We start from the raw sequence: 24,970 nt of genomic DNA, 5'->3' as shown, positions 1-24,970 counted from the left end.
TCCCAAGGCTTCGGACCCGCCCCCGGACGGGGTCCGGGTCAGTAGGAAAAGAGCGGGACGCGGACCACGGTGACCTGGTTCCGGCCGCCGTTCTTGGACGCGGCCAGGCCCGCCTGGAGCCGCTGCATGAGGGTCTCGGCGGTGTCCTCCTCCTCGGCCTGGACCACGCCCAGGGAGAGGAACATGCGGACCTTGCCGCCGAACAGCTTGTGCCCCACGAGCATGCGGATCTTCTCGGCCACGATGGCCGCCCGGTCGATGTCCGTGTGCGGACAGAGGATGATGAACTTGCCGCCGTGCCAGCGGAACAGGAAGTCGTTGCTGCGCAGCTGGGCGTCCAGGTAGTGGGCCAGGTTGGCCAGCAACCGGTCGCCGGCGTAGTAGCCGTGGAGCTGGTTGATGGCCCGGAATCCGTCCACGTCGAGCATGATTCCGGACAGGTCCAGGCCGTAGCGCCGGACGTTGTCCAGCTCCCGGGTGATGATCTCCTCGAACTTGCCCCGGTTGTAGGCCTGGGTCAGGGAGTCCAGGACCGCCAGCCGCTCCACCAGCTCGGCCAGTTCGTCGGCGCGGGCCGCGTCCCGGCCCATGGGGGCCAGAATCTTCTTGAAGACCAGCAGCCCCTGGGCCGCGAGCACCAGGAACCCACCCGCCATGCACAGGTAGGCCAGGTGCAGGAGCCGGTCGCGGTCCGCGTCCGGATGGAGGCGCAGGCTGTAGACCACCCCGAAGCAGGCGCACAGGAGCAGGGCCAGGGCCGCGACGCTCAAGGCGTACAGCGCCTTGTGGCGCGCCGTGGGTCGTGCGGTGGCGGAACGGTCCATGGGGCGGATTATTGCAGGGCGCCTTCAAAGGTGTAGTAGAGGCTGCCGCTGTCCTTGTCGTTGTCGTAGTTCAGTTCGATGGAGAAATCGGGCCACATCCAGCCGTAGCGGAAGCCGATGCCCCGGCCCATGCCGTAGCGCTGCATGAGCATGTCCTTGAGGAAGAACTGGTTGACCCGCCCCTTGAAGGCGATGCCCACGCGGTAGAGCTTGTCCTGGCGGAAGTAGTAGGCCACGGACAGGATGTCGGCCTTGCCGAAGGTCTTGGGCTCGTCGCGTTTGAAGTAGGTGTTTTCGAAGCCGGGCTCCTGCACCGGGACCAGCCCCTGGGTCTCGGACAGGGCAGTGCCCCAGGCCAGGCCTCGGAAGCCGGTGGGGTGGGGGGCCTGGGCGTAGTCGGAGGCCATGGCCGGGATGGCCGCGGCCGCCAGGACGATCAGGAATGTCAGGGCGCGCAGTGTGTTCATTGCCGATGTCGTCTCTCTGCGGATATGGAAGCAACCGTGAACGCATTGTACGGATTTACGGGCGAAAGGCAAGGAGCGGGATGGCCGTCCGGGACCGTCCTTGCGCATTGTCAGCCCGCGAGGGGTTGTGGTATCGGAAGCCATGCGAAGGAGGCGCCCATGAAACGATTGGCTGCACTCGCCCTGGTTCTGGCCCTGTTCGCCTGCTCGGGACCCGGTCCCGATGCGGAGCGCGTGGATCGGCTGGAGGCCCAGGTCAAGTCCCTGGAGCAGGAGGCCGCCGCGCGCGACAAAGCGTTGCGCGAGGAACTGGCCCGCGTGCGCGGGAACCTCGAGGACATCCGCGCCCTGCTCGAAGCGGACAAGGATCGTTCCGGGGACGGCGGGGACGCCGGGTCCGGCGCCGCCCCCTCCGACGAGGAACTGGACGCCAAGGCCAAGAGCTTCGTGGGTGAGAATCTCGACCGGCTCATGGAACTGACCCGCAAGCTCCTGGACAAGATGGAGTCCCAGCTGGACGACACGCCCCCGGCAACCGAGGAACCGCCCGCCACGGGCGACCAAATCTGATGGAGATGAACGCGATGAAGACATATATGAAACGGCTGGTGCTTCCGGTCCTGGCCCTGGCCCTGCTGACCGCCGGATGCGCGGCGGGCAACGCGGTCAAGCTGAAATACGCCCTGATCTCCACCGACACGCCGTGCGTGGGCGAGATCACGGTCTACCGTTTCGAGGACAAGCGGCCCGCCTCGGCCCTGGGCAAGACCACGGACAAGGAGACCATCACCACCCTGTCCGACGTGGCCGAGTGGGTGGGCTGGGCCCTGTTCGACGAGCTGGAGAACGCCGGGTGCAAGCCCAAGTACCGGACCGCCACCCTCACGCCCGACGACAAGCTGGTCGTCACCGGCGAGGTCCTGGAGCTGACCCTGAACCAGACCGGCGTGACCACCTACAAGGGCCGCGTCTCGGTGCGCATCAAGGTCATGCGCGAGGACGAGACCGTGTACACCGAGAAGTACACCAGCGAGGTGGAGGACGTGGTCGTGCCCGGTTATTCCTCCGAGGCCGACATCCTGGCCGAGGCCCTGCGCGGGGTCATGTACGAGGCCATCCCGGCCATTGCCGAGGCCGCGAGGAAGTAGCCCGGTTCCGCCCGATTTTCCCCGGTCCGCCGGGCAGCCCCCCCGAGGAGCACACATGTTTGCCGACAAGGATATCTGCAAGCGCTGCGGCGCGTGTCTGGACGAGTGTCCCTTCGACCTCATCGTCGAGGACCGCGAGGGCTTTCCCAAGCTCCGACCCGCCGCCAAAAAAACCTGCATCAATTGCGGCCACTGCGTGGCGGTCTGCCCGGTGGGGGCCGTGACCCTGCCCGAGATGCCCGCCGTGACCCCGGGCCTGGCCCCGGCCCAGTGCGTCGCCCTCGACCGCGACCTGAAGCTGACCCCGGCCCAGGCCGACCAGTTCCTGGCCGGGCGGCGCTCGGTGCGCACCTACCGGGACAAGCCCGTGCCCGAGGAGGTCCTCAACCACCTCTTCTCCGTGTCCGCGTTCGCGCCCAGCGCCAAGAACGGCCAGCCCGCCCACTGGATCGTGACCCGCACGCCCCAGGCCACCCGGCGGCTGGCGGGCATGACCGTTGAGTACATGGCCACCAACTCCATCATGCCCGGCGTGGTCAAGAACTGGGCGCGCGGCGTGGACAAGATCCTGCACGGCGCGCCCCACGTGGCCGTGGCCCACGCCCCGGAGGACGGCTTCAACCCGGCCGAGGACTGCGCCCTGGCCGCCGCCTACCTCGAACTCGCGGCCCACGCCCACGGCCTGGGCGCCTGCTGGGCCGGCTTTCTCATGGAGGTCGCCGAGGGCTGCTGCAACATCCGCAGGGAACTGGGCATCCCGGAAGGACACGGGGTGTACGCCGCGCTGATGCTCGGCTATCCGAAGTACCGCTACAAGCGGATACCGACCAGGAAGACCGTCGAGATCGATTGGCTGGAGTAGTTAGGGACGGGAGGCGGCTTCCGATAGCGGCGCATCTGCACATTTTTTCCAGGGGGCTTTCATCCTCACGTATGCCGCAATACGCTGCGGTGAAAGCCCCCAGGAAGAAAATGCACAGCTGCACCACTCTCGAAAGCCTATCCCGAGGCCGGAAGTGCGGCGGGGAGAAGAGAATCGCTCCGATCCCCTTCATATTATGTGGTGCGTACACCTTGCAAAAAACAAGTGCCCTGCCCGACCATGTGTCGAGCAGGGCACTTGCCTTTTTCTTTGGTGCGTTTTCGGGGCGGAGCCCCGAACAGCGGCTCTCCCGAGCCGCTGTTGTTTCGGGCGCAAGAAATGAAAAAGGCCCCGTACGGGGCCCTTACTTCCGCAGCCGCTCGGGCTAGATATCGAGCAGCGCCGCCTTGATGTTCTTGCGCCCGAACTCGCGGGCTTGGGATTCGTCCCACATGAAGATGTCGATGCGCTGATGATAGCGCTTGTTCATGAGGTCGTTGATCTCGAAGATGCCGAGGCCCTCGATGCGGACCTTGCGGCCGAACACCCAGCCCTGGTCGAAGAGGTCGCGGGATACCGCGATGGTGCCGGTGCGGACCTTGCGCATGGACGCGGCCATGAGCGGGTCGTCGTCGCACTGGTCGGTGGAGGGATTGTAGGCGGTCACGGTCACCGTGCGAACCGGGGACATCTTGGCCTTTTGCAGGAGGCGGACCTCCTCGACCATGACCTTGCGCGCTTCGGCCGTCTTTTGGGCCAGTACCAGGCGGTGGGACAGGTCGTCGATCTTCTGTTGCTTGACGACGACCACCACGGCCATGATCACCAGGGCCGCGCACAGGACCGGGGTGATCGTGTAATTGAAGAGTATTCGCATACAGGATTGCTCCGTTGTCGTTTTCAGGTCCGAGGCATATAATGATCGGTCAAAACCTTGTCAACGCCTAAGTCTTTCCGGTGCAAGACCCGGACCCGTCACGTACAATATGCTGAATTAATGGGAAAAGTTTGAATATCGCTCTTTCGATTCCTCGCATGTGTCAAAAGAGAGACCAGGAAAAACAGCCTGTTGCGGCAGGGTGCATTTTTTCCATAAAATTATTTCTTGATATAGAAAACCGCTTTGAATATAGTGGAATCGAAATTCTGGCGGTAATCTCATTTCATCAAGGAAACAAATGGATTCGACGCTATTCAGAGTGCTCCCGGTGGACCGGGGCGAGGCCTGCCTGTTGTCCACGCGGCGTGGTGCCTATCTCTTCGACGGGGGCGGATTGACCGGGCGACTGCCCCGCCTGCTGCGCGAGCGGCGGGTGGGCAGGATTCGGGCGGCGGTGTGCACGTCCGCGTCGCCCGAGCGGCTGGGCGGCATCCTGGATCTCATGGACGCCGACTACCCGGTGGGGGAGTACTGGCTGCCCGAGGGGCTGCTCGACCTGGCCGGGGCGGCGGGCGCGTTCGACGGCGGCTTCCCGGACTGGCTGGTCCGCTGCGGCTGGCCCGTGCCCGTGGAGGCGTCCTTTCCCGTGCCCGACACCCTGCCTCCGGTGGGCGGCGGGGACCTGAGCGCGGGCGCGACCATGGCCCTGCTCGGGGCGGCCGCGTGCACGGGCCGGTTGCCGGTCCGGCCCCGGCCCCTCACGCCGGAGTCCGCCTTTGCCTCGGTCACCGAGATGCTCCTGGCCGGGACCGCGAACCGGGGGGGCGGCGAGCTTTTGTCCCTCTGCCTGGACGGCCTGAGCCGCGCCGCTGACGTGGACCCCGGTACGCGGGCCGTGCTTTGCGCCCGGCTGCTGGCCTGCCGGGCCGAGGGGCTGGCCGTGTCCACGCACGCGGCGGCCCGCGAGATGGCGGGCGTCCTGGCCCTGGCCGTGGCGGTCCAGGGACTGCTGTTCCGGGGCGGGGTCCGGGTGCGCTGGTTCCGGCAGACCGGGCGGCTCGAGGAGCGTCTGGTGCCCCGGCATCCGGTCATGTGCCTGAACGGCCTGCCCGTCCCGGAAGGCCGGGAAGGCGTTTCCGATCCGGTCCGGCCCGGCCGGGGGGAGGGCGCACCGGCCCGCGTGTCGGCCCCGGCCGTGTTCCAGGCGGTAAGGCGGCTGGGGGCGTCCGCGTCCGGCCTGGTCTTCCGCTACGGCGACGCCGAGTGCGGCGCGCTGTTGTGCGGCGAATCCAAACTTTCGTTCCTGGGGCGGCGCGGGACCCTGGCCCTGACCCGTCCCACGGTGGTGGCGGCCCCGCAGCTGGGCGGCCTGGGCGGGGAGGAGGCCTACGGCCGCATCCGCTCCGTCGCGCCCGAGGCCGACGTCTGGGTGCGTTCCCACGGCTCCCACGCCCGGCGTGTGGCCGAGGGGTTCCGGCACCAGGCGGTCCGCCTGTGCCTGCGCGGCTGCCGGGACCGCACCGTGCAGGAGATCCTGCTCGCCTTCCGCCAGGGACGCTGGGACCGGCTGTCCGGCGGGTCCTGCACCTGTCTGTAGACCGAAAGGCGCGATTTTCGGCGATCCAGCCCGGTTTTTGGGCAAAATTGCCGTCCTCGTCCCCCGCATGTCCCGGAAATCCCTTTCCAAGCCCATTCACGGATGGTACGTTGAAACGCGCATGGGGACTTGCAAGGGAAGGGGAAGTATCATGCGGGATTTGTTCGACAGCCAGCAGTTTCTGGCCAGTCTGGCCCACGACCGGGAGTTGGGCGTGGAACTCATCGACGCCTTTCTCGAGGACTGCCCCAGGCGCGTGGCCGAGCTGATCGAGGCCCTGGACGGCGGGGACGCGGTCCAGGCGACCAAGCTGGCCCACTCGCTCAAGGGCATGTGCGGCGTGGTCCGCGCCGACGTCCTGGTCGGGCTGGCCCTGGAAATGGAATATGCCGGGCGGGACGGGAACCTGGACCGGGTCCGCGAAAAGCTCGACGCGTTCACCGGCAAGCTGGACATGGCCAGGGAACGCATGCTCGATTTCCGGAACCTCGGCTGAGCCGTGTGCCGGAACGGAAAAAGGCCTGTCCACCGTGGGGTGGACAGGCCTTTTTTTGTGGCGTGTCGGGGTGGGCTATTCCGCGGCCTTGGCCGGGGCCTGGTCCGCTGCCGGAGCCGGGGCGGGCGCAGCCGCCGGAGCGGCCTGTTCGGCCGCCGGGGCCGGAGCCTCGGCCTTGGGGGCCTCGGGCAGGGAGAAGTCCATGGTGACCTTGTTCATGGCGGCCACGATGTCCTTGGTGATGTCCACGGCATCGTCGGAGGCGATCACGGCCTGCTTGCTCAGGATGGCGGTCAGCCCCTTTTCCTTGCGGTAGGTCTCCAGGACCTCGTTGAACTTGGCGTCGACCATGCCGACGATGCGCTGCTGCTCGGCGGTCATGGTGTTCTGGAGTTCACCCATGGCCAGCTTGTAGGCGGCCACGGTCTCTTCGGTCTGGTTGGCCTGCATGGCCTTGTACGCGGCCTCGGCCTTTTCCTGGAGGGGCTTGCCCATCTCCTGGAGGTGGGCCATGGCCTCGGTGGCCAGCTTGTTGTCCTTGAAGGCGGCGGCCTCGTCCACGATGCCGATCTTGGCCGACGGCTCCTGGTTGCAGGCGCTCAGTCCCAGGGCCAGGAGGGCGACGAAGAGCAGGGGAAGAATCCGTTTCATTACTATATCTCCATTAGTTTCGTTTGCTGTCACTCTGATCGCAAAGTCGCGCAAGACTACGCGCGGCGCCGGTATCTGGCAAGGGAAACATGTTCGGCCCCGGTCCGTCCGGTCCCGTCCGGCCGGGCCTCGCGGCATGGGGACCGGGCGTCCGGCAGGATGTGCCGCGCCCCGGCCGGGCTTTCCCTTCGGAAAGATAAAGTTTTCTCTGTGGCACGTCCCTTGCTCTTAATGTTTCCGAGAAGGACTTGGGAATTTCTTGCCGGGAATGGGTATCCCGGCGGTTCCCGCGCATCCGGCCCGCGCCGGATCGGAGGAAGTATGAGTTTCGGAAGCATGTACGTGGGCGCCACCGGCGTGATCGCCCACAGCCAGGGCATGTCGGTCCTGGCCAACAACCTGGCCAACGTCAACACCATCGGCTACAAGCGCTCGGACATCCTGTTCGGCGACCTCATCAGCCAGCAGGTGGCCACGGGCGGCGCCCTGTACGACAACGGCGACGTGCGCATCAACCAGATGGGCATGGGCGTGGCCGTGTCCGCCATCCGGGGCATCTTCACCGAGGGCGCCCTGTCCGAGACCACCGAGGCCACGGACCTGGCCATCTCGGGCCAGGGGTTCTTCGGGGTCAACGACCCCTCGGGGACCATCCGGGGGGCGTCGCACTACACCAGGGCCGGGGATTTCCGCTTCGACAACGAGGCCTACCTGGTCAACTCGGAGGGGTACCGGCTCCAGGGCTTCGCCTACGACCGGGAGACCGGCGAGTGGGCCACCGCCGTGTCCGACGTGCAGCTGCCCTACGAGGACGTCGACGTGGACGGCCAGACCGCCCGCGTGGTCCGCTCCCAGCCCTTCGCCACCACCTCGGTGGAGGTCGTCACCCGGCTCGACCATTCGGCCGCCAGCCAGATCTCCAACGAGGACAACCCGTTCTTCGCCATGCTGGAGGCGTACACCGCCAACCAGAGCAACGCGGCCTCGCCCTTCGGCGACGGCCTGCCGCAGTATTCCACGGCCATCGACGTGTACGACGAGGACGGCAACAGCTACGAGATGAACATCTATTTCGACCCGGTGGAGACCACCAACCTGTCCAACGCCGTGCCCGGCTACTCCTACTGGGAATATCTCATCGCCATGCCCGAGGACTCGGACGCGTCCGCGGCCTTCGGCACTTCGGCGGCCGGTCTGGCGGGGTTGGGGGTGCTGACCTTCAACGCCCAGGGTGCGCTCATCGACCAGTCCGCCTTCACCCTGGACCCGGCGGGCACCTCGGCGGCGGGCGGCACCAGCCTGTCCTCCTGGGTCCCGGCCACCTTCAGCGACGACGGGTTGCCGCAGTTCAACTACCTCTTCGGCAGCAACGGCGCGGCCACGGGCGGGGTCTCGACCATCGCCTACGATTTCGGGATCAATTCCGACACCGCCTCCTGGACCACGGGCGGGGCCAGCAACGCGGCGGCCGTGGGCACCAATGTGAACGCGCTCCCCGGCCTGGACGCCACCAACCGCGACGCCCGCGTGACCACCAGCTACGACCTGCCGTCCGCCACCCTGTACAACATCCAGGACGGCTATACCTGGGGTTACCTCAACTACGTCAGCGTGGACGAGGAGGGCATCCTGAGCGGCCACTTCACCAACGGACAGACCGAGGAGCTGTACCAGGTGGCGGTCTACAAGTTCAACAGTCCGTGGGGGCTCAGGCGCGACGGCGGGACCAACTTCGTGGCCACCGAGGCCTCGGGCACGGCCATGGTCGGCACGGCCGGGGACCGGGGGCGCGGGATCATCAACCAGAACTCCCTGGAGGAGAGCAATGTGGACATGAGCACGGAGTTCTCCAACATGATCCTGACCCAGCGCGGCTACCAGGCCAACACCAAGGTCATCACCACCGCGGATTCCATGCTGAACACGCTCATCTCCATCAAGCGCTAGGCGGAGTCATCCGAGCCTTCCGGGGCGCTGTCCGGCCGGTCCGGGCAGCGCCCTTTTTCGCGCGCCGCCTTGAATTCCCCCGGCAAACCGGATAGGCAGATCAGGATTTCCAACCAAGGAGCACGTTGTGACGGAGACATCCGACGCCCGCACCCATGGGGCCATCCTGGACCTGGTCCGGGAGGTGGAGCGGGAGGCCCCCGGCGGGGCCGAGACCCTGTACATGGCCGCCATGCTGGCCGACTCCCCCCTGCCCTACGACTTCGTCCTGTCCGTGGACGGCACCCCGCACAACCCGGCCCTGGTCAATCCGGCGGCCGCCTTTTTCGCGGCCACGGCCATCATGGACCCCCTGGTCAACCGGGGACTGGTGGAGGCGGACGCGGACGAACAGGCCTTTGCCCTGCCCGGGGACGTGCGCGCGGCCCTGCGCGCCGGGCTCGACCGCGAGCAGACGGCCGAGTGGGCCGGGCGGGCCGTCTACGCCCTGAACCTGTCCCTGCCCGACGCGGACCCGCAGAACTGGCCCCTGACCGAGTGGCTCCTGCCCCACGTCCTGGCCTGCCGCGACCTGGCCGTTGATCCCGGCGTGCCCACGGCCGCCGCCAACCGGGTCCTGCACCAGGCGGGCTTCTCCCTCCATTTCCAGGGCCGCCACCGGGAGGCCGCAGAGCTCCTGGAGGCGGCCATGGCCGTGGACGTGGCCGTCAAGGGCGGCCATCACCCGGATATCGCCGCCGACCTCGAGGGGCTGGCCACGGTCTACCGGGCCGGAGGGGACCTGGTCCGGGCCGAGGCGGCCTTCCGGGCCTGCCTGGACCTGCAGGGCGAGATCTTTACCGCCAACCATCCGGCCACGGCCCCGGTCCTGAACGGCCTGGCCCTGGTTCTCTGGGAGCGCGGCGATGCGGCCGGGGCCGAAGCCGCCCTGGACGGCTGCCTGGACGTGCTCCGCGCGGCGGGCGAGGAGCGCGGTCCGGCCCGGGCCGCCTGCCTGCACGACAAGGCCCTGCTCCTGGATGCGCTCGACCGGTCCGCCGAGGGGCTGCGTCTGGCCCAGGACTGCCTGGCCCTGACCACGGACCTGTACGGCGGGCACCATCCCGAGACCGCCGCGGCCCACGACCTGGTCGGGCGTCTCTGCCGGGGGCTGGGCCGGGACGACGAAGCCGAGACCCATTTCCGCGCCGGGGTGGACGTCCGCAGCCGCGTCTTCGGTCAGGACCATCCCGAGACCGGCCGGGCTCTGTGCGACCTGGCCCTGTTCCTGGATGAACGGAGGCGGGAGGCGGAGGCCCTGGACTGCTTCGAGCGCGGGTTCGAGGCCTGGGAGGAGTGGCTCGGCCCGGACCGCCCCCTGAGCGGGGAGGCCCTGGACCATCTGATCGCCTTTCTGGAACGGACCGCGTCCTCGGCCTCGCCCCTGCGCGAGCGGGCCCTGGCGCGTCTCAAACGGATCGTGGAGCAAGCGGGGTAGCCATGCAGCCGATACTCGCCGTGGGACTGGGGGAGATTCTCTGGGACGTCTTGCCGCAGGGCCGCCTGCTGGGCGGCGCGCCCGCCAACTTCGCCTATCACGTCAACGCCCTGGGCGGGGCCGGGGTGCCCGTGTCCAGGGTGGGCGACGACGACCTGGGCCGCGAGGCCCTGTCCCTGCTTGTCTGCCGGGGGCTGAACATCGACGCCGTGTCCCTGGACCCGGACCATCCCACGGGCACGGTGGACGCCCGGGTGGACGCCCACGGCGTGGCCACCTACGTCTTTCCCGACGACGTGGCCTGGGATTTCCTGACCCTGGACAAGGCCGCCCTGACCCTGGCCGCCAACGCGGACGCGGTCTGCTTCGGCACCCTGGCCCAGCGCGCCGAGGTCTCGCGCAAGGCGATCCACCGCTTCCTGGCCGGGGCGGACAAGGCCCTCAAGGTTTACGACATCAACCTGCGCCAGGATTTCTACACCCCGGAGCGCATCGCCGCCTCCCTGGACGCGGCCGACGTGCTCAAGATCAACGACGCGGAGCTCGACACCGTGACCCGGCTGTTCGACCTGCCGCGCGGCGAGCGGCCCGCCCTGCACGCGCTCATGGAGCGGCACGGGCTCGGCCTCGCGGTCCTCACGCGTGGCGACAGGGGCAGCCTGCTGCTCGCCCCGGACGAGGTTTCCGACCTGCCCGGCGAGCCCGTGGACGTGGTCGACACCATCGGGGCGGGCGACGCCTTCACTGCGGCCCTGGTCCTCGGCCGCCTCAAGGGATGGCCCCTGGACCGCATCAACCGCCATGCCGCCAGGGTGGCGGCCTGGGTCTGCGGCCAGCCCGGCGCCATGCCCGAGATGCCCGAGAAGCTGCGCGTGGACTAGGGGGCGTCGGCGGACGTCGCCGTATGGAAAAGACGGAAAAGGCCGCCCGGAAGGGCGGCCTTTTTTCGCGTGAAGGGTTCGGTCCCGGCTACTTGCCGAAGGGGCACTTGGGGAAGGAGCAGGTCTTGCAGTTCATGCAGAACCCGCCCTCGCCCAGCCGCGCCAGATCCTTGCGGCGCAGCTCCTGCCCGGCGAGCACGCGGGGCAGGACCACGTCGAAGGCCGTGGTCTTGTAGAACAGGGCGCAGGCCGGGACCCCGATGATGTCCGCCTTGCGGAGCTTGCCCACCAGGGTCATGGTGCCGGGCAGCATGGGCACGCCGTAGTGGTCGGCGTGCAGCCCGGCGTCCACCAGGGCCGCGCGGGTCACGTCGTCCGGGTCCACGGACATGCCCGCCGTGGTCACGATCAGATCGCACTCGCCGTTGAGCATGGCCTTGGCCGCGTTGGTGATGGCCTCGCGCTCGTCCGGCACGATGTCGGTCATGTGCACGGTGCAGCCGAGCTTGATGACCTTGGACGAGATGATCGGGATGAACTTGTCCTCGATGAGCCCCTGGAAGACCTCGGTGCCGGTGACCAGGATGCCGACCTTGGCCGCCTTGAGCGGCAGCACGGACAGGACCGGGCCCTCGCCCAGCGCGGTCAGGGCGCGCGAGAACCGGTCGCGGGAGATGTACAGGGGGATGGCCCTGGTCCCGGCCACGCCCTTGCCCTTGGGCATGAGCGAGCCGTCGTGCCGGGTGGCCAGCATGACGTCCGGGGAGAGGTTGAACCGGGAGAGGGCGTCCAGGTCGATGGACAGCATGCCGTCGCGGTCGGCGAAGAAGTTGATCTTGCCCTCCTCGGGATCGGCGTCATAGGTGATGCCCGGCCCGGCCATGCGTTTCGCGAACGCCTTGACCGCGTCGTTCTCGTGGACCCACTCGTCGCCGGGGATGGCCTCGGCGTCGTAGACGTTGAACTTGCCGATGCGCTGCAACCGGCAGACGTCGCCGATGCCGAGAATGTCGCCCGCCTTGGTGATGGGTCCCTTGGACTCGCCGGGCCGGATGCCGGTCATGTCGTGGACCGCCTTCCGGCCCACGGCCTGTTCCACGGGCATGACCTTGAGGTCCGGGGCGTCGTCGGCGCAGACGGCCCCCTCCATGGATTCATAGGGGGCCTCGCCCTGGCAGCCCCGGCAGATGGAGCCGTCCGAACTGGGGTAGGCCTCGCCGCAGACCGGGCAGACGTCGATGGTGGTCATGTGGCCGTGGCCGAGGTATTTCTTGGCGATGGTCACGGGCCGGATGGAGCAGATGGTGTCCCCGGCCTCCTCGATCTCGCGGAAGAGCCGTTCCGTGTCCTGCTCGGCCTTCGGCTTCTCCTTCATGAACCAGTCGTGGATCTCGGGCCAGAGCTTGAGTTTCTCCTGGTCGATGGCCACCCGGAACCCCTTGCCCGTGAACTTGTCGTACAGGGACACGGCGTAGCGCCCGAGCAGTTTGACCTTCATCCAGTTGTTGCCCGTGGAGCACAGGGTCAGGAGCTGGACCGCGTCGGGCAGGCACTTGCCGGACTCGACCATGGCCTCGAACAGGGTGCCCTCGGGCAGCCGGGCCTTGGCCGCCTCCACCATGTACCCGCCGATGAGCAGGCCCGGAGCGGGATAGCCGTGAAATTCCTTGGCCTTTTGCTTGAATTCCTCAAAGGTGTACTGTCCGATGTTCATGCTTGCCTCGCAGTTCGATTGAGTGCCCGGCGCGGCGCGCCGACCCCTTCCCGTATTTGCCGCCGGAAAAAGGAATGGCACTATGCCATGCCCGTGGCATTGGCGCAACACGGATCGACCTTGCGCGTTTCCGCACAATGCCTGAACAGGTATGGGACGGACCGGGCCAGCGCCGGGAAGGCGGTCCGGGCGGTGGACACAAAAAAGGGGCCGCTCCGTTTCCGGAGCGGCCCTGTTGCAGCCTTGAGCCTAGCGAGGTGACGTTGTTCGGCCAGGCTGTGCCGATCATCAGGCCTCGGCAGGGGCCTCTTCTTCGGTGCAGTCGCAGGCGTCCTCGGTGGAGCAGCCGCAGGCCATCCGCTGGGAATGGCCAACCTCTTCCTTGACGCTCGTGGCGATCTTGAAGAGCACGGTCACGATCAGCGCGCCGATGGCGTAGACCATCATGGACACCAGCAATTCCTGCGCGGTGGGCCAGTACGGCGTGACGGTCTCGAACGGGGTGGGGTTGAAACCACCGATCAGCAGGCCCAGGCCCTTGTCCAACCAGGTGGCGATGACCAGGATGACCAGGGTGTAGGGCAGCAGTTTCAGGTTGTTGCGGAACCTGGGCGTCACCAGCAGGGTGATGGAGATCGCCGCAAACGTGAGGAAGGTCCACATCAACGCCACCAGACCCGGGTCCGCGTGGGCGAACAGGTACAGGATCGGGTGCATGTGGCCCGGGATGTTCGAGTAGAACGAGGTGAAGATTTCCAACATGAAGAAGAACATGTTGATGCACATGGCGTACATGATGATCTTCACCAGGGTGCTCAGGGCGTTCTTGGCCATCTTGAAGGTCGTGACCTTCTCGGTGATCATCAGGACCAGCAAGAGGATCGCGGGACCGGAGCAGAACGCGCTCGCCAGGAAGCGGGCGGCCAGGATGGCGGTCAGCCAGTAGTGGCGGCCGGGCAGGCCCTGGTACAGGAACGCGGTCACGGTGTGGATGGAGAAGGCCCACAGGATCGATATGTAGATGAAGGGCTTGAGCCACTGCGGGTGGGGCAGGTGGACCCGGTCAGCCTGCAGGCAGGTCCAGCCCACGAGCAGGTTGAGGAACAGGTAGCCCATGAGAACCGTCATGTCCCAGAACAGAATGGAGTTCGGGGTGGGATGCAGTATGACGTTCAGCATGCGGGTGGGCTGCCCGACGTCCACGGCCACGAACAGCATGCACATGATGCAGGCGGCGATCGCCATGAATTCGCCGAAGATGACCATGTGCTTGTTGGACTTGTAGGAGTGGAAGTAGTTGGGCAGCACGATCATGACGCCGGAGGCGGCCAGGCCGACCAGGTAGGTGAGCTGGGAGATGTAGAATCCCCAGGACACGTCCCGGCTCATGCCGGTGATCTTCAGGCCGACCAGGATCTGATTGAGGTAGGCTATGGAGCCGATGCCGATGAGAACCAGGAGGAACGCGATCCAGCCGTAGTATCTCTTGGAACCTTTCAGAGCTAATTCAAGCATTCCGATTCCTCCTAAATGATGTAGTAAACACTGGGCTCAGTGCCTGCCGAGGGTTTACGACGAATGGTGAACTTCTCGCGAAGCACCTTGCGGACTTCGGAATCCGGGTCCTTCAGGTCGCCGAAGTACATGGCGCCCTCCGAGGCCTCCACGCAGGCGGGCTGCTTGCCCACGGCCAGCCGCTCGACGCAGAAGTTGCACTTCTCGACGACGCCGCGCATGCGGGTGGGGAACTCGGGGTTCAGCTTGGCCGTGTCCAGGCCGAGCCGGGGTTCGCCCCAGTTGAACGAACGGGAGCCGTAGGGACAGCCGGCCATGCAGTAGCGGCAGCCGATGCAGCGGTGGTAGTCCATGGCCACGATGCCGTCGGGCCGCTGGAAGGTCGCCTTGGTCGGGCAGACGCGCACGCACGGCGGGTTCTCGCAGTGGTTGCACAGCAGCGGGAAGACGCGCTCGTGGACCTCTTCGGCCAGGTGCGGGTTCTCCTGCTCGGGGAAGGTATGCGCATAGGTGTCGTGCCACAGCCACTTCACTTCCTGCTTGCCCTCGATCTTGGGCACGTTGTGGATGTGGTGGCAGACCGCGGCCAGCTTGTCGATGGCCTCGGCGGTGTGCAGCTTGGTGGTGTCGATGACCATGGCCCAGTGCTCGGCATGCACGGCCGTGGCGTTGGCCTTGACCGGGGAGTGTCCGCCGCTCGAGGCCAGGGCCGCTTTCGGGGCCACGGCCAGGCCGGCGGCAGCGATACCGGCAAGCTTGATGAAGGTTCTTCTGCTGTTCTTCATTATTTCAAACCCTCCGGCTGAACGTGGCAATCCCAGCAATAGGGAGAGACACCCGCGTCGTTGTGACACTTGTCGCAGAAGTCGGCCTTGCTGTTGTGGCACTTCATGCAGGTGTTCTGCAGGGAGATGGTGAACTCCTTGCCAGCGTGGTTGGTGTAGGTCCTCTTGCCGTCACGCAGGGCCCAGTCGCGCCACTCGTTCAGGAGCTGCATGTGATTGTTGCGCATCCATTCGGTGGCCTCGACGCACTCCTTCTCGCCCTTGGGCAGCTTGAGCTCGGGCTCCTTGTACTGCTTGGTCATGGTCCCGAGCGCAAACGGCGCGGTCAGCATGGCGAAGAAGATGACCAGCCCTGCGACGATCGCAAATCCATTGTACATTTTCATTTATGCATCCTCCTTGGTCGGGGGCGTCCAGTCGTCTTCTTCGTCCTCGAAGCCGGGGAGGGGTTCCTGGCGCATGTCCATGGTGCGGACCTCGCCCTCTTCGAGGACCAGGGCGTTGGCGACCAGCTCGTGGGTGCCTGCGATGGTCACGCCGGGAGCCCAGTAATCGGCCAGCGGGATCAGGGTCGCCCGGTCGATGGCGCAGATGCAGGCCATCAGGTTGACGCCGTGCTTTTCCTGCACGTAGCGCAGGGCGTTGCCGCGGGGCAGGCCGCCGCGCAGGCGGATTTCCATGATCTCGTCGGTGTTCAGGCCGGAGCCGCCCGCACAGCAGAAGGTCTGCTCGCGGATGGTCGCCGGGGGCATCTCGAAGAAGTTGTTGCACACGTGCTTGAGCACGTAGCGCGGCTCCTCGAGCAGGCCCATGCCGCGGGCCGGGTTGCAGGAGTCGTGGAAGGTCACGCGCAGGTGATCGTTGCGGCTCGGGTCGAGCTTCAGCTTGTTGTGCTTGATCAGGTCGGCCGTGAACTCGGTGATGTGCAGCATCTTGGTGGCCGCGGCGTTGTTGAAGACCGTGCCGGTGATGGGCGACTTCGGGGTGGTCATGCCGGACCACTGGTTGTCGCCGTTCATGGTGTCCATGTACTGGTGCACCACGCGCCACATGTGGCCGCACTCGCCGCCGAGGATCCATTTGCAGCCCAGGCGTTCGGCCTCGGCGTACATCTTGGCGTTGAGCTTCTTCATGACCTCGTTGTTGGTGAACGAGCCGAAGTTGCCGCCCTCGGAGGCGTAGGTGGACAGGGTGTAGTCCAGGTCGAGGTAGTCGAACAGGAGCAGGTAGCCCATGAAGGTGTAGATGCCCGGGTCGGCGAACACGTCGCCCGACGGGGTGATGAACAGGATCTCATGGCCCTTCTCGTTCAGGGGCGCCTTGACCCTCCGGCCGGTGACCTCCTCGATGTCGTCGACCATGAAGTCCACGATGTCCTTGAAGGCGTGGGGCTGGATGCCGAGGTGGTTGCCGGTGATGTTGCAGTTGGAGACCGGCTCCATGATCCAGTTGGTGTTCAGGCCGACCAGGTGCATGAGCTCCCTGGCCATCATGGTCATCTCGGCGGTGTCGATGCCGTAGGGGCAGAACAGGGAGCAGCGGCGGCACTGGGTGCACTGGTAGAAGTAGATGAACCACTCCTTCAGGACGTGCTCCTCCATGACCCGCGAGCCGGTGAACTTGCTCATGATCTTGCCGGCCAGGGTGAACTCGCCGCGATAGACCGAACGCATCAGTTCGGCGCGCAGCACGGGCATGTTCTTGGGATCGCCGGAGCCGATGAAGTAGTGGCACTTGTCGGCGCAGGCGCCGCAGCGCACGCAGATGTCCATGAACAGCTGCAGGGTGCGGAACTTCTTGAGCCGCTCGCGGAAGCCGTTGACCACGGTCTCCTTCCAGTTCGGGGGCAGCTTCCAGTCGGCGTCGGAGGGCAGCCACTGGCGCGGCTCGCCCCACAGGCCGGGCAGCTCCTTGTCCATGTAGGCGATCTTCTCGGGCTTGGCGGGGTAGCACCAATGGCCGGGCGAGAAGTCCACCGGGGTTTCCATCCAGCCGGTCAGCGGCGGATTGTAATCTATGCTCTTGAAGAGCTCGTCTGCTTTGGGAATGACGGACATATTCTTATCTCCTCGGATAAAGAAAGTATCACCGGGCGGTGAACCCTAGGCCTTGGTCTCGTCGTGCGGGACGCCGTTTGCGGGATTGTCCAGCGGCAGGCCGGCCTCGGCCATGGGCACGCCGAACTCCTCTTCGTATTCCGCGTAGGGATGGGCCTTGATGTTCGGATCGTTCCAGGGGTTCACGTGGTGCTTGGCGCGCGAGTCGTTCGGCAGGTTTCTCGTCGGGGACAGGAACACGCCCGGCATGTGCATGAGCTTGCTGAACGGGAAGTAGATCATGAGCACGCTGACCAGGAAGACGTGGATGAAGAAGGACACGGTGATGGCCTCGGGGACGACGTAGTGGAACGTCACCAATCCCATGGTCAGCTCCTTGATCGCGATGACATCGACCTTGGCGTAGTAGCGCATGTAGATGCCCGACAGGGCGATGGACAGGATCAGGAACAGCGGGAAGTAGTCCGAGACGTAGGAGATGTAGTTGATCCTGGGGAGGATCAGCCTGCGGCTCAGGAGCAGGAGCACGCCCGCCACCAGGCCGAGGTCGCTCAGGTACATGACCGGAGCGCCGATTTGCAGGATGCCGTCCACGAACTCGAGCGCGCCCACCGGGAGGAACGGGATCGGTTCGAGGAACAGGCGCAGGTGCCGCAGGGCGATGATGAAAAAGGAGTAGTGGAAGGTGATGGCGAAGAGCCACAGCCACTTGCTCGATTTGTAGGCCACCACGGGGTAGTCCTTGCCTTCGTACAGGGACACGGAGGTGTTCCTGAACAGGGAGCGGAAGGCGAAAATCTCCAGGACCATGCGGAAGAAGGTCTGGGCTCCGGTCTGGGGACAGTCCAGCTTGTTCTGCTTGAACAGCTCGGGATCGAAGGATTGGAACTGGCCGCCGGTTGTGGGGATGCGGAACGGCACGGCGCTCCGGCCCCAGGTGACGACTTTATAAATAAAGCCGAGAACGAAGATGATGAACGCCGTCGTCGGGATGCAGACACCGAAGAAAGTCCTCATGTGTGCCGCATCAACCCCGAACAACGGGATCAACACCAGGAGAAAGACGAACAGAAGTGAGTAAAGAGCATTCATCTACCGTCACCTCGCTTGAAGGTTGGACCGCCGGTTTTACCGTGACGGCCTGCCATTTTCGGGATGCCTCCGAGGGGCCGGTGCGAAGATGTTTCGAAGCTGTATGGTGAAGACGGATTCCCGCCCGAAAGGCCGAAACCCCCACCCCCTTTTCACGCTTCGCCCGGCTTCACACCGTGCGCCTCACCCGGCGCGTCCCTAATCGGCCGATTTCTCGGCCGTAACGTCCGCAACCAATCCGGCCTTCCTGAGCAGACTGCTCTGGGAGCGCTTCACTTCCTCCACGCGGAACCGGAACACCTCTTCGCGACTCTTGCAATAGATGTCGAAGGACATCATGGCCAGGTTGTCCACCTTGGCCTCGAAGCGGAGCAGCTCGTCCAGGGTGCCGTCCTTCTTCATGGCCTGAAAGAACTCGTCGCGAAGGAGTTTTTTCAGCAGGAAGACGAAGCTGATGGCCTGGGATGGCGTGAAGTCCTGCACCGCCCGGATGCGGATGAGCTTGTCCAGGCTCCGCGCGATGCGCTCCGCATCCTGCCACTCGATCAAATGATTCATCAGTTCCCCGGTGGCCTCGATGATGGCCGCCCCGACCGGGTTCTGGAATCTGTCTTTCTGTCGGGTCCAGACTTTCTGGGTTTCCTTGGGGTAGGTCCTGAGGACCAGTTCCGCCCACTTCTGCGACAGCTCGGCCTTGCGTTCGGCCAACGTGGATTCAAAAGTCATTAACAACCCGCAACAATCCGTGAAATGAGCCACTTGCGGACCCGGCCTCAAGGGCGCGGGCGGGCATTTCACGGACAGGCCTTCGATAAATTGTGAAAAACATCACGTAAAACTCAGAACCATATTCCAAACCCATGGGAAAACGTCAAGTTTTTTTCAAGGAAAAACCGGCCGATGAAAAGGGTTATCAGGGGCTGGCGGCCCCTCGGAACAGGCCGCCGGGCAACGCTTTTCCTCAGCCGCGCACCACCCGGTTCCGGCCCATGCGCTTGGCCTTGTACAGGGCCTCGTCCGCCCGGTTGAGGACATCCTCCACGGTCTTGTCCCCGGCGCATATGCGGGTCACCCCCATGGAGACCGTGAAGGTGATGGATTCGTCCCCCACCTCCACGGCGAGCCCGGCCAGGGTTTCCCGCAGCCGCTCGGCCGCCTCGGCCCCCTCGTCGATGTCGGTCTGGGGCAGGATGACCGCGAACTCCTCCCCGCCCAGCCTGCCGAAGATGTCCGAGGCGCGCAGGGTGGCCGAGACGGACGCGGACAGTGCCTTGAGGACCAGGTCTCCGGCCGCGTGGCCGTAAGTGTCGTTGATGGACTTGAAATAGTCGATGTCGAGCATGAGCACGGTCAGGGGCAGGGCGTACCGCTTGGCCCGCTGGACCTCCACCGCGCCCAGGGCGAAGAACTGGTGGCGGTTGTTGGCCCCGGTCAGGGCGTCCGTGGTGGCCAGCAGCTTCATCTCCCGCTCCAGTTCGATGCGCTTGGTCACGTCGTGGATGACCGAGTACAGGCGCTGGGACCCCTGGACCATGATCGGCCCGGAGTAGACCTCCACGTTGCGGATCTCGCCGTTGGCCAGCCGGTGGCGGAGGATGAAGTAGGCCCGGCCCTCGTCCATGGAGCGGCGCATCTCGGCGAACATCTCGTCCCGGTCCAGGGCGTTGATCTGGCTCAGGTTCATGGTCTTCATGACCTCGATGGGATAGCCGTAGAAGTCCTCGGCCGCCGGGTTGGCGTCGATGATCCGCTCGGACTTGGGATCGGTCAGGAGCATGATGGCGTGGTTGTTCTCGAAAAAGGCGCGGTACTGCTTCTCGCTCTCGCGCAGGACCTTTTCCGCCTCCATGCGCCGGGTGATGTCGCGGAAGGTTCCCTCCATGGCCACGGGCTCGTCCTGGTGGTTGAGGACCCGGTGGGCGTTGGCCTCGATGACGATGGTCGCGCCGTCCTTGCGTTTGGCGGTCAGCTGCAGGCCCCGCACGGCCCCCCTGGCGAACAGGCTCTCGCGCAGGCTCTCGCTGTCGTCGGGCCGCCGGTACACGGTGTCGATGTTCCGCCCGACCAGCTCGGACTCCTCGAACTGGAGCAGCCGACAGGTGGCCGGGTTGACCATGAGCACGGTCCCCGCCAGGTCCGTGACCATGTACCCCTCCTCGATGGTCTCGAAGATGCGCCGGAATTTTTCCTCGCTGCGCTTGAGATCGGCCTCGGCGTTCTTGCGGTCCGAGATGTCCCGGATGACGTTGACCACGCCCAGGGTGGACCCGTCGTCGCCCTTGATCAGGGAGACGGACTGGTCGGCCGGGAAGATCTCGCCGTTGCGCCGTTTCAGGGGCAGCTCGAACAGGGCGCGTTCCCCGGCCTCGAAGGCGGCCCTGGAGCGGGCCAGAAAATCGTCGTAGTGGTTCGCGCTGACGTGCAGGTCGCCCACGGGCAGCCCGGCCAGCTCGGCCTGGGTCTTCTGGAACATGGCCTCGGCCGCGGGGTTGGCGTCCAGGATCTCCATGCCGGGGGTGAGGATGAGCACGGCCTCGCCCAGGCCCACGAAGGTGCTGCGCAGCCACAGCTCCTTCTTGGCCAGGGCCTCCTCGATGGCCCGCTGCTCGGTGACGTCCGTGCCCGACACGAGCATGCCCACGGGCAGCCCGCCCCCGGTGGTCAGGAGCTGGCTCTGCCATTGGACCGTCCGCTCGCTCCCCTCGCGGGTGAGCACCCGGAAGGTGCGTTCGTCCTCTCCGCCGGCCTGGCCGGACAGGACCAGGTACAGGCAGTCGCGGATCTCGTCCCGGTCGGGCAGGGGGACCAGGGTGTCCACCCAGTCCCGGCCCAGGAGGTCCCCTTCGGCGTGCCCGAGCACGCGGCAGGCGGTCCGGTTGACCATGTCGATCCTGCCGGCGGCGTCCAGGGTGAAGACCATGGCCCCGACCACGTCCAGATAGTGGGCCGCCCGGTTGCGCTCGCGGGCCAGTTCGCGCTCCTCCCTGGCCCGGGCGGTGATGTCGTCCAGGACCACGGCGTAGCCGTCTTGGCGGTCGGAAAAATCGGCGGTCGGGGAGACCGAGACGTTGAAATGGCGCTCGCCGTGCCGCCGGGCCACGGGCACGTCCAGCTTGCAGGCCTCGACCCCCTCGCCGAGCCCCTCGGCCTCCAGGGCGCGGGCCAGCCAGGGGGCCAGTTCGGCCAGGGGCACGGGCGCGTGCTCGCCCCGGCACCAGCCCTCCAGGTCGCCGGCCCCGGTCAGCTCCACGGCCGCCGGGTTCATGACCTCCACCTCGAAGTCGGCGTTGAGCAGCAGGACCGGGGTGTGCAGGCTCAGGAACAGGGTGTGCAGCCGCGACGCCCTGGGGTCCGGGGGACAGTCGTCGCCGGACGGGGCCGCCTCGTCGTCCTCGGCCAGGACCTGCGTGCAGAAGGCCGCCCAGAACTCCACGGGATCATCGCCGTCCCGCAGGCGGGCGGCGTGCTCGCGGGCGCGTTGCCGGAGTCGATCCTCGGGGGTGGTGCGTCTGTTCTTCAAGCGCGTGTCCTCGGTGGGCGGGCGTTGTTCCAGGGCCGTGGTCCGCGTGGGCCGGTACGGGCGGACGGCATGCCGAATGCGGGCGAACACCATACTGCTTCGCGCCGCCGTTGTCGAGCCGGGGCGGGCAACATTATTTGTTACAAACGGCGGGCCCGTCGGGAGGGGAGGGCCGGGGGCGCACGGGGCGCGGGTTCCCGCCCGGCGGGGCGGAAGAAAAAGGCCCGCTGCGGGGAGCGGGCCTTGAAATGTCGGGGCTAGACCTCGAGGGCGTCGGGGTCGTCCTCCGTCACGGGGGCGTCGTCCGGGTCCTCGTCGGACAGGGCGCTGTCCGGGATGCCCTCGGGCTCGTCCCCGGGCAGGGGCTGGACCTCGGGCTGCTCCATGTACCGGGCGAAGACCAGGAAGCCGGTGTGGGCGACCATGCGGTCGTCCGGACGCAGCCGGTCGGCCACGGGCTTCCAGCGGCGGACCAGGATCTCCAGGACCTCCAGCTCGGCGAAGGGGCCGTCCTCCAGGCCGCGCAGCAGGTCGGACACCTGGTTGACCGTGGGCAGCAGGAAGCCGCACATGGCGCCGGGGATGACCGCGTCGGGGATGGCGCCGAGGTATTCCCAGGGGGTGCGCACGTCCAGGAACAGGGCGTCCGCGCCCGAGTGCAGGAAGCCGTCCTCGATGTTCCGGTTGACCTGCTCCACGCGGTGGGCCAGCCCGACGCGCTCCAGGTTCTTGCCCGCCAGCTTGTAGAAGTCGGCGCGCCGCTCATAGGTGATGACCTTGCCGGTGTCGCCCACGAACCAGGCGAGCGCCGTGGTCAGGCCGCCCGAGCCCGTGCCGGACTCGATGACCGTGGAGCCGGGGCCGATGCCCAGCTTCATCATCAGGTAGCCGATTTCCTTGGGGTACATGATTTGGGTCTGGCGCTTCACCCCCTTGATCAGGTCGTGCAGGGTGGGCTTGAGCACCAGGTACGACTTGCCCAGGTGGGTCTTGACGTACTGGCCGAAGCCGGCCTCGGCCACCTCGTCCATGAGCAGCTTGCCGTCATGGGTGTGGACCTCGCCGCCGGCCTCGAGTTTGCGCAGGTAGCGCTTGCCCTTGTGGCTGATGAGCAGAATGAGCTGTCCGGGTTCGATCATGGTTGTCAGGCCTCCTGAAAGCGATGGCCCTGAGTACGGTCCGCAAGGCCGGAAGTCAAGGAAAAGGGGCTCACGCGCCGGGCAGGGTCACGCGCAGGGTGGTCCGGTCCTCGGCGTCGGAGACCTCGAGGGCGATGGCCCCGCCCATGGCCGTGGCCGCCAGCCGGGCCGAATAGGTCCCCAGGCCCGTGCCGCCCTGTTTGCCGTGGGTGGCGTACTTGTCGAAGAAGGTCTCGCGCAGGGACCCGGGCACGGCCCCCGGATTGGCGATGACCAGGACGGTCGGGTCGCCCGGGGCGACGCGCACCGAGATCGCGCCCCCGTCCGGGGCGGCCTCCACGGCGTTGAGCAGCAGGTTGGAGACCATGGTCTCCAGGAGCAGGGGGTTGGCGGGCACCACCAGGGCGTCCCGCCCGTCGTCCGGGCGGCCGTCGAGGCTCACGGCCACGGTCTGGCCCCGGTCCGCGATCCGGCCGCCCAGGTTGCCCAGGGCCTCGCGGATCACGGCCATGAGGTCCGTGGGCTCGGGCTCGTAGGCGTAGGTCCCGGCCTCGATGCGGTACAGGGTCAGGGACAGGCCGATCAGGCGCAGGGCCTTTTCCGCCTGGTGCTCGATGAGGTGCAGCATCTCGCTCAGTTCGCCGTCCAGGCGCTCCTCCTCCATGAGCAGCAGGCGGCAGCCGTCGATGACGCCGATGATCGGCGCCTTGAGGTCATGGGTCACGATGCGGTCCACGTCCGCGCGCAGCTCTTCGAGCCGTTTCTGTTCGGAGATGTCCTGGACGCTGACCACCATGCTCTCGCGGCCGTCCACCACGGTGGAGACCATGTTCTTGAGCACCGGCAGCCGGGTGCCGTCCTTGCGGACCAGGAAGCTCTCCTCCACTTCCACGTGGCCATCCTCGGTCCGCCAGGGACATAAGTCGGTGTCCCCGCACAGGATGTCGCCGCAGGGCTGGCCCACCAGCTCCTGCCGGGTGTGGCCGCTCATGGCCAGGGCCTCGGGGTTGGCGTCAACCAGGGTGTGCCGTTTGAGATCGACCACGAAGACGCCCACGGGCAGGGAGTGGAGGATGCCCTTGAGGCGGCGCTTGGACCGGGCCAGGGCCTCGGCGCGCTCGCGGCTCTCGGTCTTGTCCAGGGCAAAGGCGTAGAAATAGTAGTTCTGGCCGTGGTGGTCCCGGGCCATGGCCATGTCCAGGCGGATCCAGCGGATGGCCCCGTCCTTGCGGCGCATGCGCACGGTCAGCCCCTGGACCGCGTCCTCGGTCCGGGCCAGGTTGACGATGCGCTCCTCGTCGGCCGGGTCCACCATGTGGGAGAAGGTGTCGCCCGCCAGGGCCTGGGCCTGGGCCATCTCCTCGGGGGAGTCGTAGCCGAGCATGCGGGCGTAGGCCTTGTTGCGCTCCACGAACCGGCCGCCCACGAAGCCGTGGGTGATGCCCACCGGGCTGTTCTCGAACAGGATGCGGCGGCGCTCGTCCGCGATGCGCCCCTCGGCCTCGGCCTTGCACCGCCGGTCCACCTCCTGCTCGAGGTCGCGGGTCCGGGCCAGGAAGTGCTCCTCCAGGTCGCTCCGGGCCCGGTCCAGCTCATCCCGGACCTCGTCCATGGTCCGGATGGACGGCAGCCAGAACCACAGCCCGGCCAGGAGCAGGATCGATCCGGCCAACTGGCCCAGGAGCTTGGCCAGGTAGATGTGCAGGTGCACGTCGCCGACCATGGCCCAGCCCGGGATGTCGAGCTTGTTGGTGATTTCCATGAAGATGCCGAAGAGGATGAGCAGGAAGCCGATCTTGATCAGCAGGAAGCCCCGGCGGCCGTAGGTCACGGTCCGGTCGGCGTGGATGAACAGGCCGAGCGCCACGGAGAGGACGCAGAATCTCAGAATTTCCAGGGTGATTTCCAGCACGAACGG

22 protein-coding genes are annotated in these 24,970 nt (G+C 66.5%); 8 read left to right on the top strand and 14 right to left on the bottom strand.

All coding sequences use genetic code 11. From position 1 onward, the window contains the following. Positions 1-38: 38 nt before the first annotated feature. Together DND132_RS09340 and DND132_RS09335 are read right to left on the bottom strand one after the other, a co-directional pair. Positions 39-824, bottom strand: coding sequence for a GGDEF domain-containing protein (locus tag DND132_RS09340; protein ID WP_014322481.1), 786 nt, complete (start codon positions 822-824; stop codon positions 39-41). A gap of 8 nt (positions 825-832) precedes the next feature. Next, positions 833-1,291, bottom strand: a complete 459-nt coding sequence (locus tag DND132_RS09335; protein ID WP_014322480.1) for a hypothetical protein — start codon at positions 1,289-1,291, stop codon at positions 833-835. A gap of 159 nt (positions 1,292-1,450) precedes the next feature. Between DND132_RS09335 and DND132_RS09330 the strand changes: the two genes are divergently transcribed. The 3 genes from DND132_RS09330 to DND132_RS09320 are packed head-to-tail and all read left to right on the top strand — an operon-like array spanning position 1,451 to position 3,301. Next, positions 1,451-1,861, top strand: a complete 411-nt coding sequence (locus DND132_RS09330) for a hypothetical protein (protein ID WP_014322479.1) — start codon at positions 1,451-1,453, stop codon at positions 1,859-1,861. A 14-nt stretch (positions 1,862-1,875) separates the two neighbouring features. Beyond that, complete coding sequence (locus tag DND132_RS09325) at positions 1,876-2,439, top strand: hypothetical protein (RefSeq protein ID WP_014322478.1); 564 nt, start codon at positions 1,876-1,878, stop codon at positions 2,437-2,439. Positions 2,440-2,494: 55 nt separating this feature from the next. Continuing rightward, positions 2,495-3,301 carry a nitroreductase family protein gene (locus tag DND132_RS09320; RefSeq protein ID WP_014322477.1) on the top strand — a complete coding sequence of 269 codons (807 nt, stop codon included), beginning with the start codon at positions 2,495-2,497 and terminating at the stop codon, positions 3,299-3,301. 385 nt (positions 3,302-3,686) lie between these two features. Here DND132_RS09320 and DND132_RS09315 read toward each other — a convergent pair whose 3' ends face one another. Further along, a complete protein-coding gene (locus tag DND132_RS09315) occupies positions 3,687-4,178 on the bottom strand; it encodes a 3D domain-containing protein (protein ID WP_014322476.1) in 492 nt (163 codons plus the stop codon). A 301-nt stretch (positions 4,179-4,479) separates the two neighbouring features. On the opposite strand from DND132_RS09315, the gene DND132_RS17655 reads away from it, so the two are divergent. Beyond that, positions 4,480-5,778 (top strand): hypothetical protein, encoded by a 1,299-nt coding sequence (locus DND132_RS17655; protein WP_014322475.1) that lies wholly within the window; start codon positions 4,480-4,482, stop codon positions 5,776-5,778. Between the two features lie 151 nt (positions 5,779-5,929). Continuing rightward, the gene (locus tag DND132_RS09300; RefSeq protein WP_014322474.1) at positions 5,930-6,274 is read left to right on the top strand and encodes an Hpt domain-containing protein; all 345 of its coding nucleotides are present in this window, start codon (positions 5,930-5,932) and stop codon (positions 6,272-6,274) included. Between the two features lie 75 nt (positions 6,275-6,349). On the opposite strand, the gene DND132_RS09295 is transcribed toward DND132_RS09300, so the two are convergent. Further along, entirely contained in the window at positions 6,350-6,925 is a 576-nt protein-coding gene (locus DND132_RS09295) for an OmpH/Skp family outer membrane protein (protein WP_014322473.1), read from the bottom strand. 321 nt (positions 6,926-7,246) lie between these two features. Here DND132_RS09295 and DND132_RS09290 point away from each other — a divergent pair, with 321 nt between their 5' ends. From DND132_RS09290 to DND132_RS09280, 3 genes are all read left to right on the top strand, one after another. Further along, positions 7,247-8,872 carry a flagellar hook protein FlgE gene (locus DND132_RS09290; RefSeq protein ID WP_014322472.1) on the top strand — a complete coding sequence of 542 codons (1,626 nt, stop codon included), beginning with the start codon at positions 7,247-7,249 and terminating at the stop codon, positions 8,870-8,872. Positions 8,873-8,999: 127 nt separating this feature from the next. Then, positions 9,000-10,349, top strand: a complete 1,350-nt coding sequence (locus DND132_RS09285; RefSeq protein ID WP_014322471.1) for a tetratricopeptide repeat protein — start codon at positions 9,000-9,002, stop codon at positions 10,347-10,349. A 2-nt stretch (positions 10,350-10,351) separates the two neighbouring features. Beyond that, entirely contained in the window at positions 10,352-11,230 is an 879-nt protein-coding gene (locus DND132_RS09280) for a carbohydrate kinase family protein (RefSeq protein WP_014322470.1), read from the top strand. An 88-nt stretch (positions 11,231-11,318) separates the two neighbouring features. On the opposite strand, the gene DND132_RS09275 is transcribed toward DND132_RS09280, so the two are convergent. The 10 genes from DND132_RS09275 to DND132_RS17650 all read right to left on the bottom strand — a co-directional run bounded on the left by DND132_RS09275 (position 11,319) and on the right by DND132_RS17650 (position 24,964). Then, on the bottom strand, positions 11,319-12,944 hold the full coding sequence (locus DND132_RS09275; protein WP_014322469.1) for an FmdE family protein: 1,626 nt from the start codon (positions 12,942-12,944) through the stop codon (positions 11,319-11,321). Positions 12,945-13,232: 288 nt separating this feature from the next. Beyond that, entirely contained in the window at positions 13,233-14,459 is a 1,227-nt protein-coding gene (dsrP, locus tag DND132_RS09270) for a sulfate reduction electron transfer complex DsrMKJOP subunit DsrP (RefSeq protein ID WP_014322468.1), read from the bottom strand. Positions 14,460-14,470: 11 nt separating this feature from the next. Beyond that, complete coding sequence (gene dsrO / locus DND132_RS09265; protein ID WP_014322467.1) at positions 14,471-15,244, bottom strand: sulfate reduction electron transfer complex DsrMKJOP subunit DsrO; 774 nt, start codon at positions 15,242-15,244, stop codon at positions 14,471-14,473. Beyond that, positions 15,244-15,624 carry a sulfate reduction electron transfer complex DsrMKJOP subunit DsrJ gene (gene dsrJ / locus DND132_RS09260; RefSeq protein ID WP_041916047.1) on the bottom strand — a complete coding sequence of 127 codons (381 nt, stop codon included), beginning with the start codon at positions 15,622-15,624 and terminating at the stop codon, positions 15,244-15,246. Before dsrJ ends, dsrO begins: the two co-directional genes overlap by 1 nt. Positions 15,625-15,630: 6 nt before the next feature. Continuing rightward, positions 15,631-17,301, bottom strand: a complete 1,671-nt coding sequence (gene dsrK / locus DND132_RS09255) for a sulfate reduction electron transfer complex DsrMKJOP subunit DsrK (protein ID WP_014322465.1) — start codon at positions 17,299-17,301, stop codon at positions 15,631-15,633. Positions 17,302-17,346: 45 nt separating this feature from the next. Beyond that, positions 17,347-18,393 carry a sulfate reduction electron transfer complex DsrMKJOP subunit DsrM gene (gene dsrM / locus DND132_RS09250; RefSeq protein WP_014322464.1) on the bottom strand — a complete coding sequence of 349 codons (1,047 nt, stop codon included), beginning with the start codon at positions 18,391-18,393 and terminating at the stop codon, positions 17,347-17,349. Positions 18,394-18,591: 198 nt separating this feature from the next. After that, positions 18,592-19,119, bottom strand: coding sequence for an RsbRD N-terminal domain-containing protein (locus DND132_RS09245; protein WP_014322463.1), 528 nt, complete (start codon positions 19,117-19,119; stop codon positions 18,592-18,594). A 235-nt stretch (positions 19,120-19,354) separates the two neighbouring features. Continuing rightward, a complete protein-coding gene (locus DND132_RS09240) occupies positions 19,355-21,913 on the bottom strand; it encodes a PAS domain S-box protein (protein ID WP_190275277.1) in 2,559 nt (852 codons plus the stop codon). A gap of 257 nt (positions 21,914-22,170) precedes the next feature. After that, positions 22,171-23,052, bottom strand: coding sequence for a tRNA (adenine-N1)-methyltransferase (locus DND132_RS09235; protein ID WP_014322461.1), 882 nt, complete (start codon positions 23,050-23,052; stop codon positions 22,171-22,173). A gap of 70 nt (positions 23,053-23,122) precedes the next feature. Next, positions 23,123-24,964, bottom strand: a complete 1,842-nt coding sequence (locus tag DND132_RS17650) for a sensor histidine kinase (RefSeq protein ID WP_014322460.1) — start codon at positions 24,962-24,964, stop codon at positions 23,123-23,125. Positions 24,965-24,970: the final 6 nt, after the last annotated feature.

This window comes from Pseudodesulfovibrio mercurii (assembly GCF_000189295.2).
GTDB classification, from domain to species: domain Bacteria; phylum Desulfobacterota; class Desulfovibrionia; order Desulfovibrionales; family Desulfovibrionaceae; genus Pseudodesulfovibrio; species Pseudodesulfovibrio mercurii.
This window is presented reverse-complemented; position numbering and strand designations above follow the sequence as displayed.

Excerpts from the sequence above, each read along its gene's own strand:
- DND132_RS09340 (WP_014322481.1), bottom strand. The coding sequence starts at position 824 with ATGGACCGTTCCGCCACCGCACGACCCACGGCGCGCCACAAGGCGCTG.
- DND132_RS09335 (WP_014322480.1), bottom strand. The coding sequence starts at position 1,291 with ATGAACACACTGCGCGCCCTGACATTCCTGATCGTCCTGGCGGCCGCG.
- DND132_RS09330 (WP_014322479.1), top strand. The coding sequence starts at position 1,451 with ATGAAACGATTGGCTGCACTCGCCCTGGTTCTGGCCCTGTTCGCCTGC.
- DND132_RS09325 (WP_014322478.1), top strand. The coding sequence starts at position 1,876 with ATGAAGACATATATGAAACGGCTGGTGCTTCCGGTCCTGGCCCTGGCC.
- DND132_RS09320 (WP_014322477.1), top strand. The coding sequence starts at position 2,495 with ATGTTTGCCGACAAGGATATCTGCAAGCGCTGCGGCGCGTGTCTGGAC.
- DND132_RS09315 (WP_014322476.1), bottom strand. The coding sequence starts at position 4,178 with ATGCGAATACTCTTCAATTACACGATCACCCCGGTCCTGTGCGCGGCC.
- DND132_RS17655 (WP_014322475.1), top strand. The coding sequence starts at position 4,480 with ATGGATTCGACGCTATTCAGAGTGCTCCCGGTGGACCGGGGCGAGGCC.
- DND132_RS09300 (WP_014322474.1), top strand. The coding sequence starts at position 5,930 with ATGCGGGATTTGTTCGACAGCCAGCAGTTTCTGGCCAGTCTGGCCCAC.
- DND132_RS09295 (WP_014322473.1), bottom strand. The coding sequence starts at position 6,925 with ATGAAACGGATTCTTCCCCTGCTCTTCGTCGCCCTCCTGGCCCTGGGA.
- DND132_RS09290 (WP_014322472.1), top strand. The coding sequence starts at position 7,247 with ATGAGTTTCGGAAGCATGTACGTGGGCGCCACCGGCGTGATCGCCCAC.
- DND132_RS09280 (WP_014322470.1), top strand. The coding sequence starts at position 10,352 with ATGCAGCCGATACTCGCCGTGGGACTGGGGGAGATTCTCTGGGACGTC.
- DND132_RS09275 (WP_014322469.1), bottom strand. The coding sequence starts at position 12,944 with ATGAACATCGGACAGTACACCTTTGAGGAATTCAAGCAAAAGGCCAAG.
- dsrP (WP_014322468.1), bottom strand. The coding sequence starts at position 14,459 with ATGCTTGAATTAGCTCTGAAAGGTTCCAAGAGATACTACGGCTGGATC.
- dsrO (WP_014322467.1), bottom strand. The coding sequence starts at position 15,244 with ATGAAGAACAGCAGAAGAACCTTCATCAAGCTTGCCGGTATCGCTGCC.
- dsrJ (WP_041916047.1), bottom strand. The coding sequence starts at position 15,624 with ATGTACAATGGATTTGCGATCGTCGCAGGGCTGGTCATCTTCTTCGCC.
- dsrK (WP_014322465.1), bottom strand. The coding sequence starts at position 17,301 with ATGTCCGTCATTCCCAAAGCAGACGAGCTCTTCAAGAGCATAGATTAC.
- dsrM (WP_014322464.1), bottom strand. The coding sequence starts at position 18,393 with ATGAATGCTCTTTACTCACTTCTGTTCGTCTTTCTCCTGGTGTTGATC.
- DND132_RS09245 (WP_014322463.1), bottom strand. The coding sequence starts at position 19,119 with ATGACTTTTGAATCCACGTTGGCCGAACGCAAGGCCGAGCTGTCGCAG.
- DND132_RS09235 (WP_014322461.1), bottom strand. The coding sequence starts at position 23,052 with ATGATCGAACCCGGACAGCTCATTCTGCTCATCAGCCACAAGGGCAAG.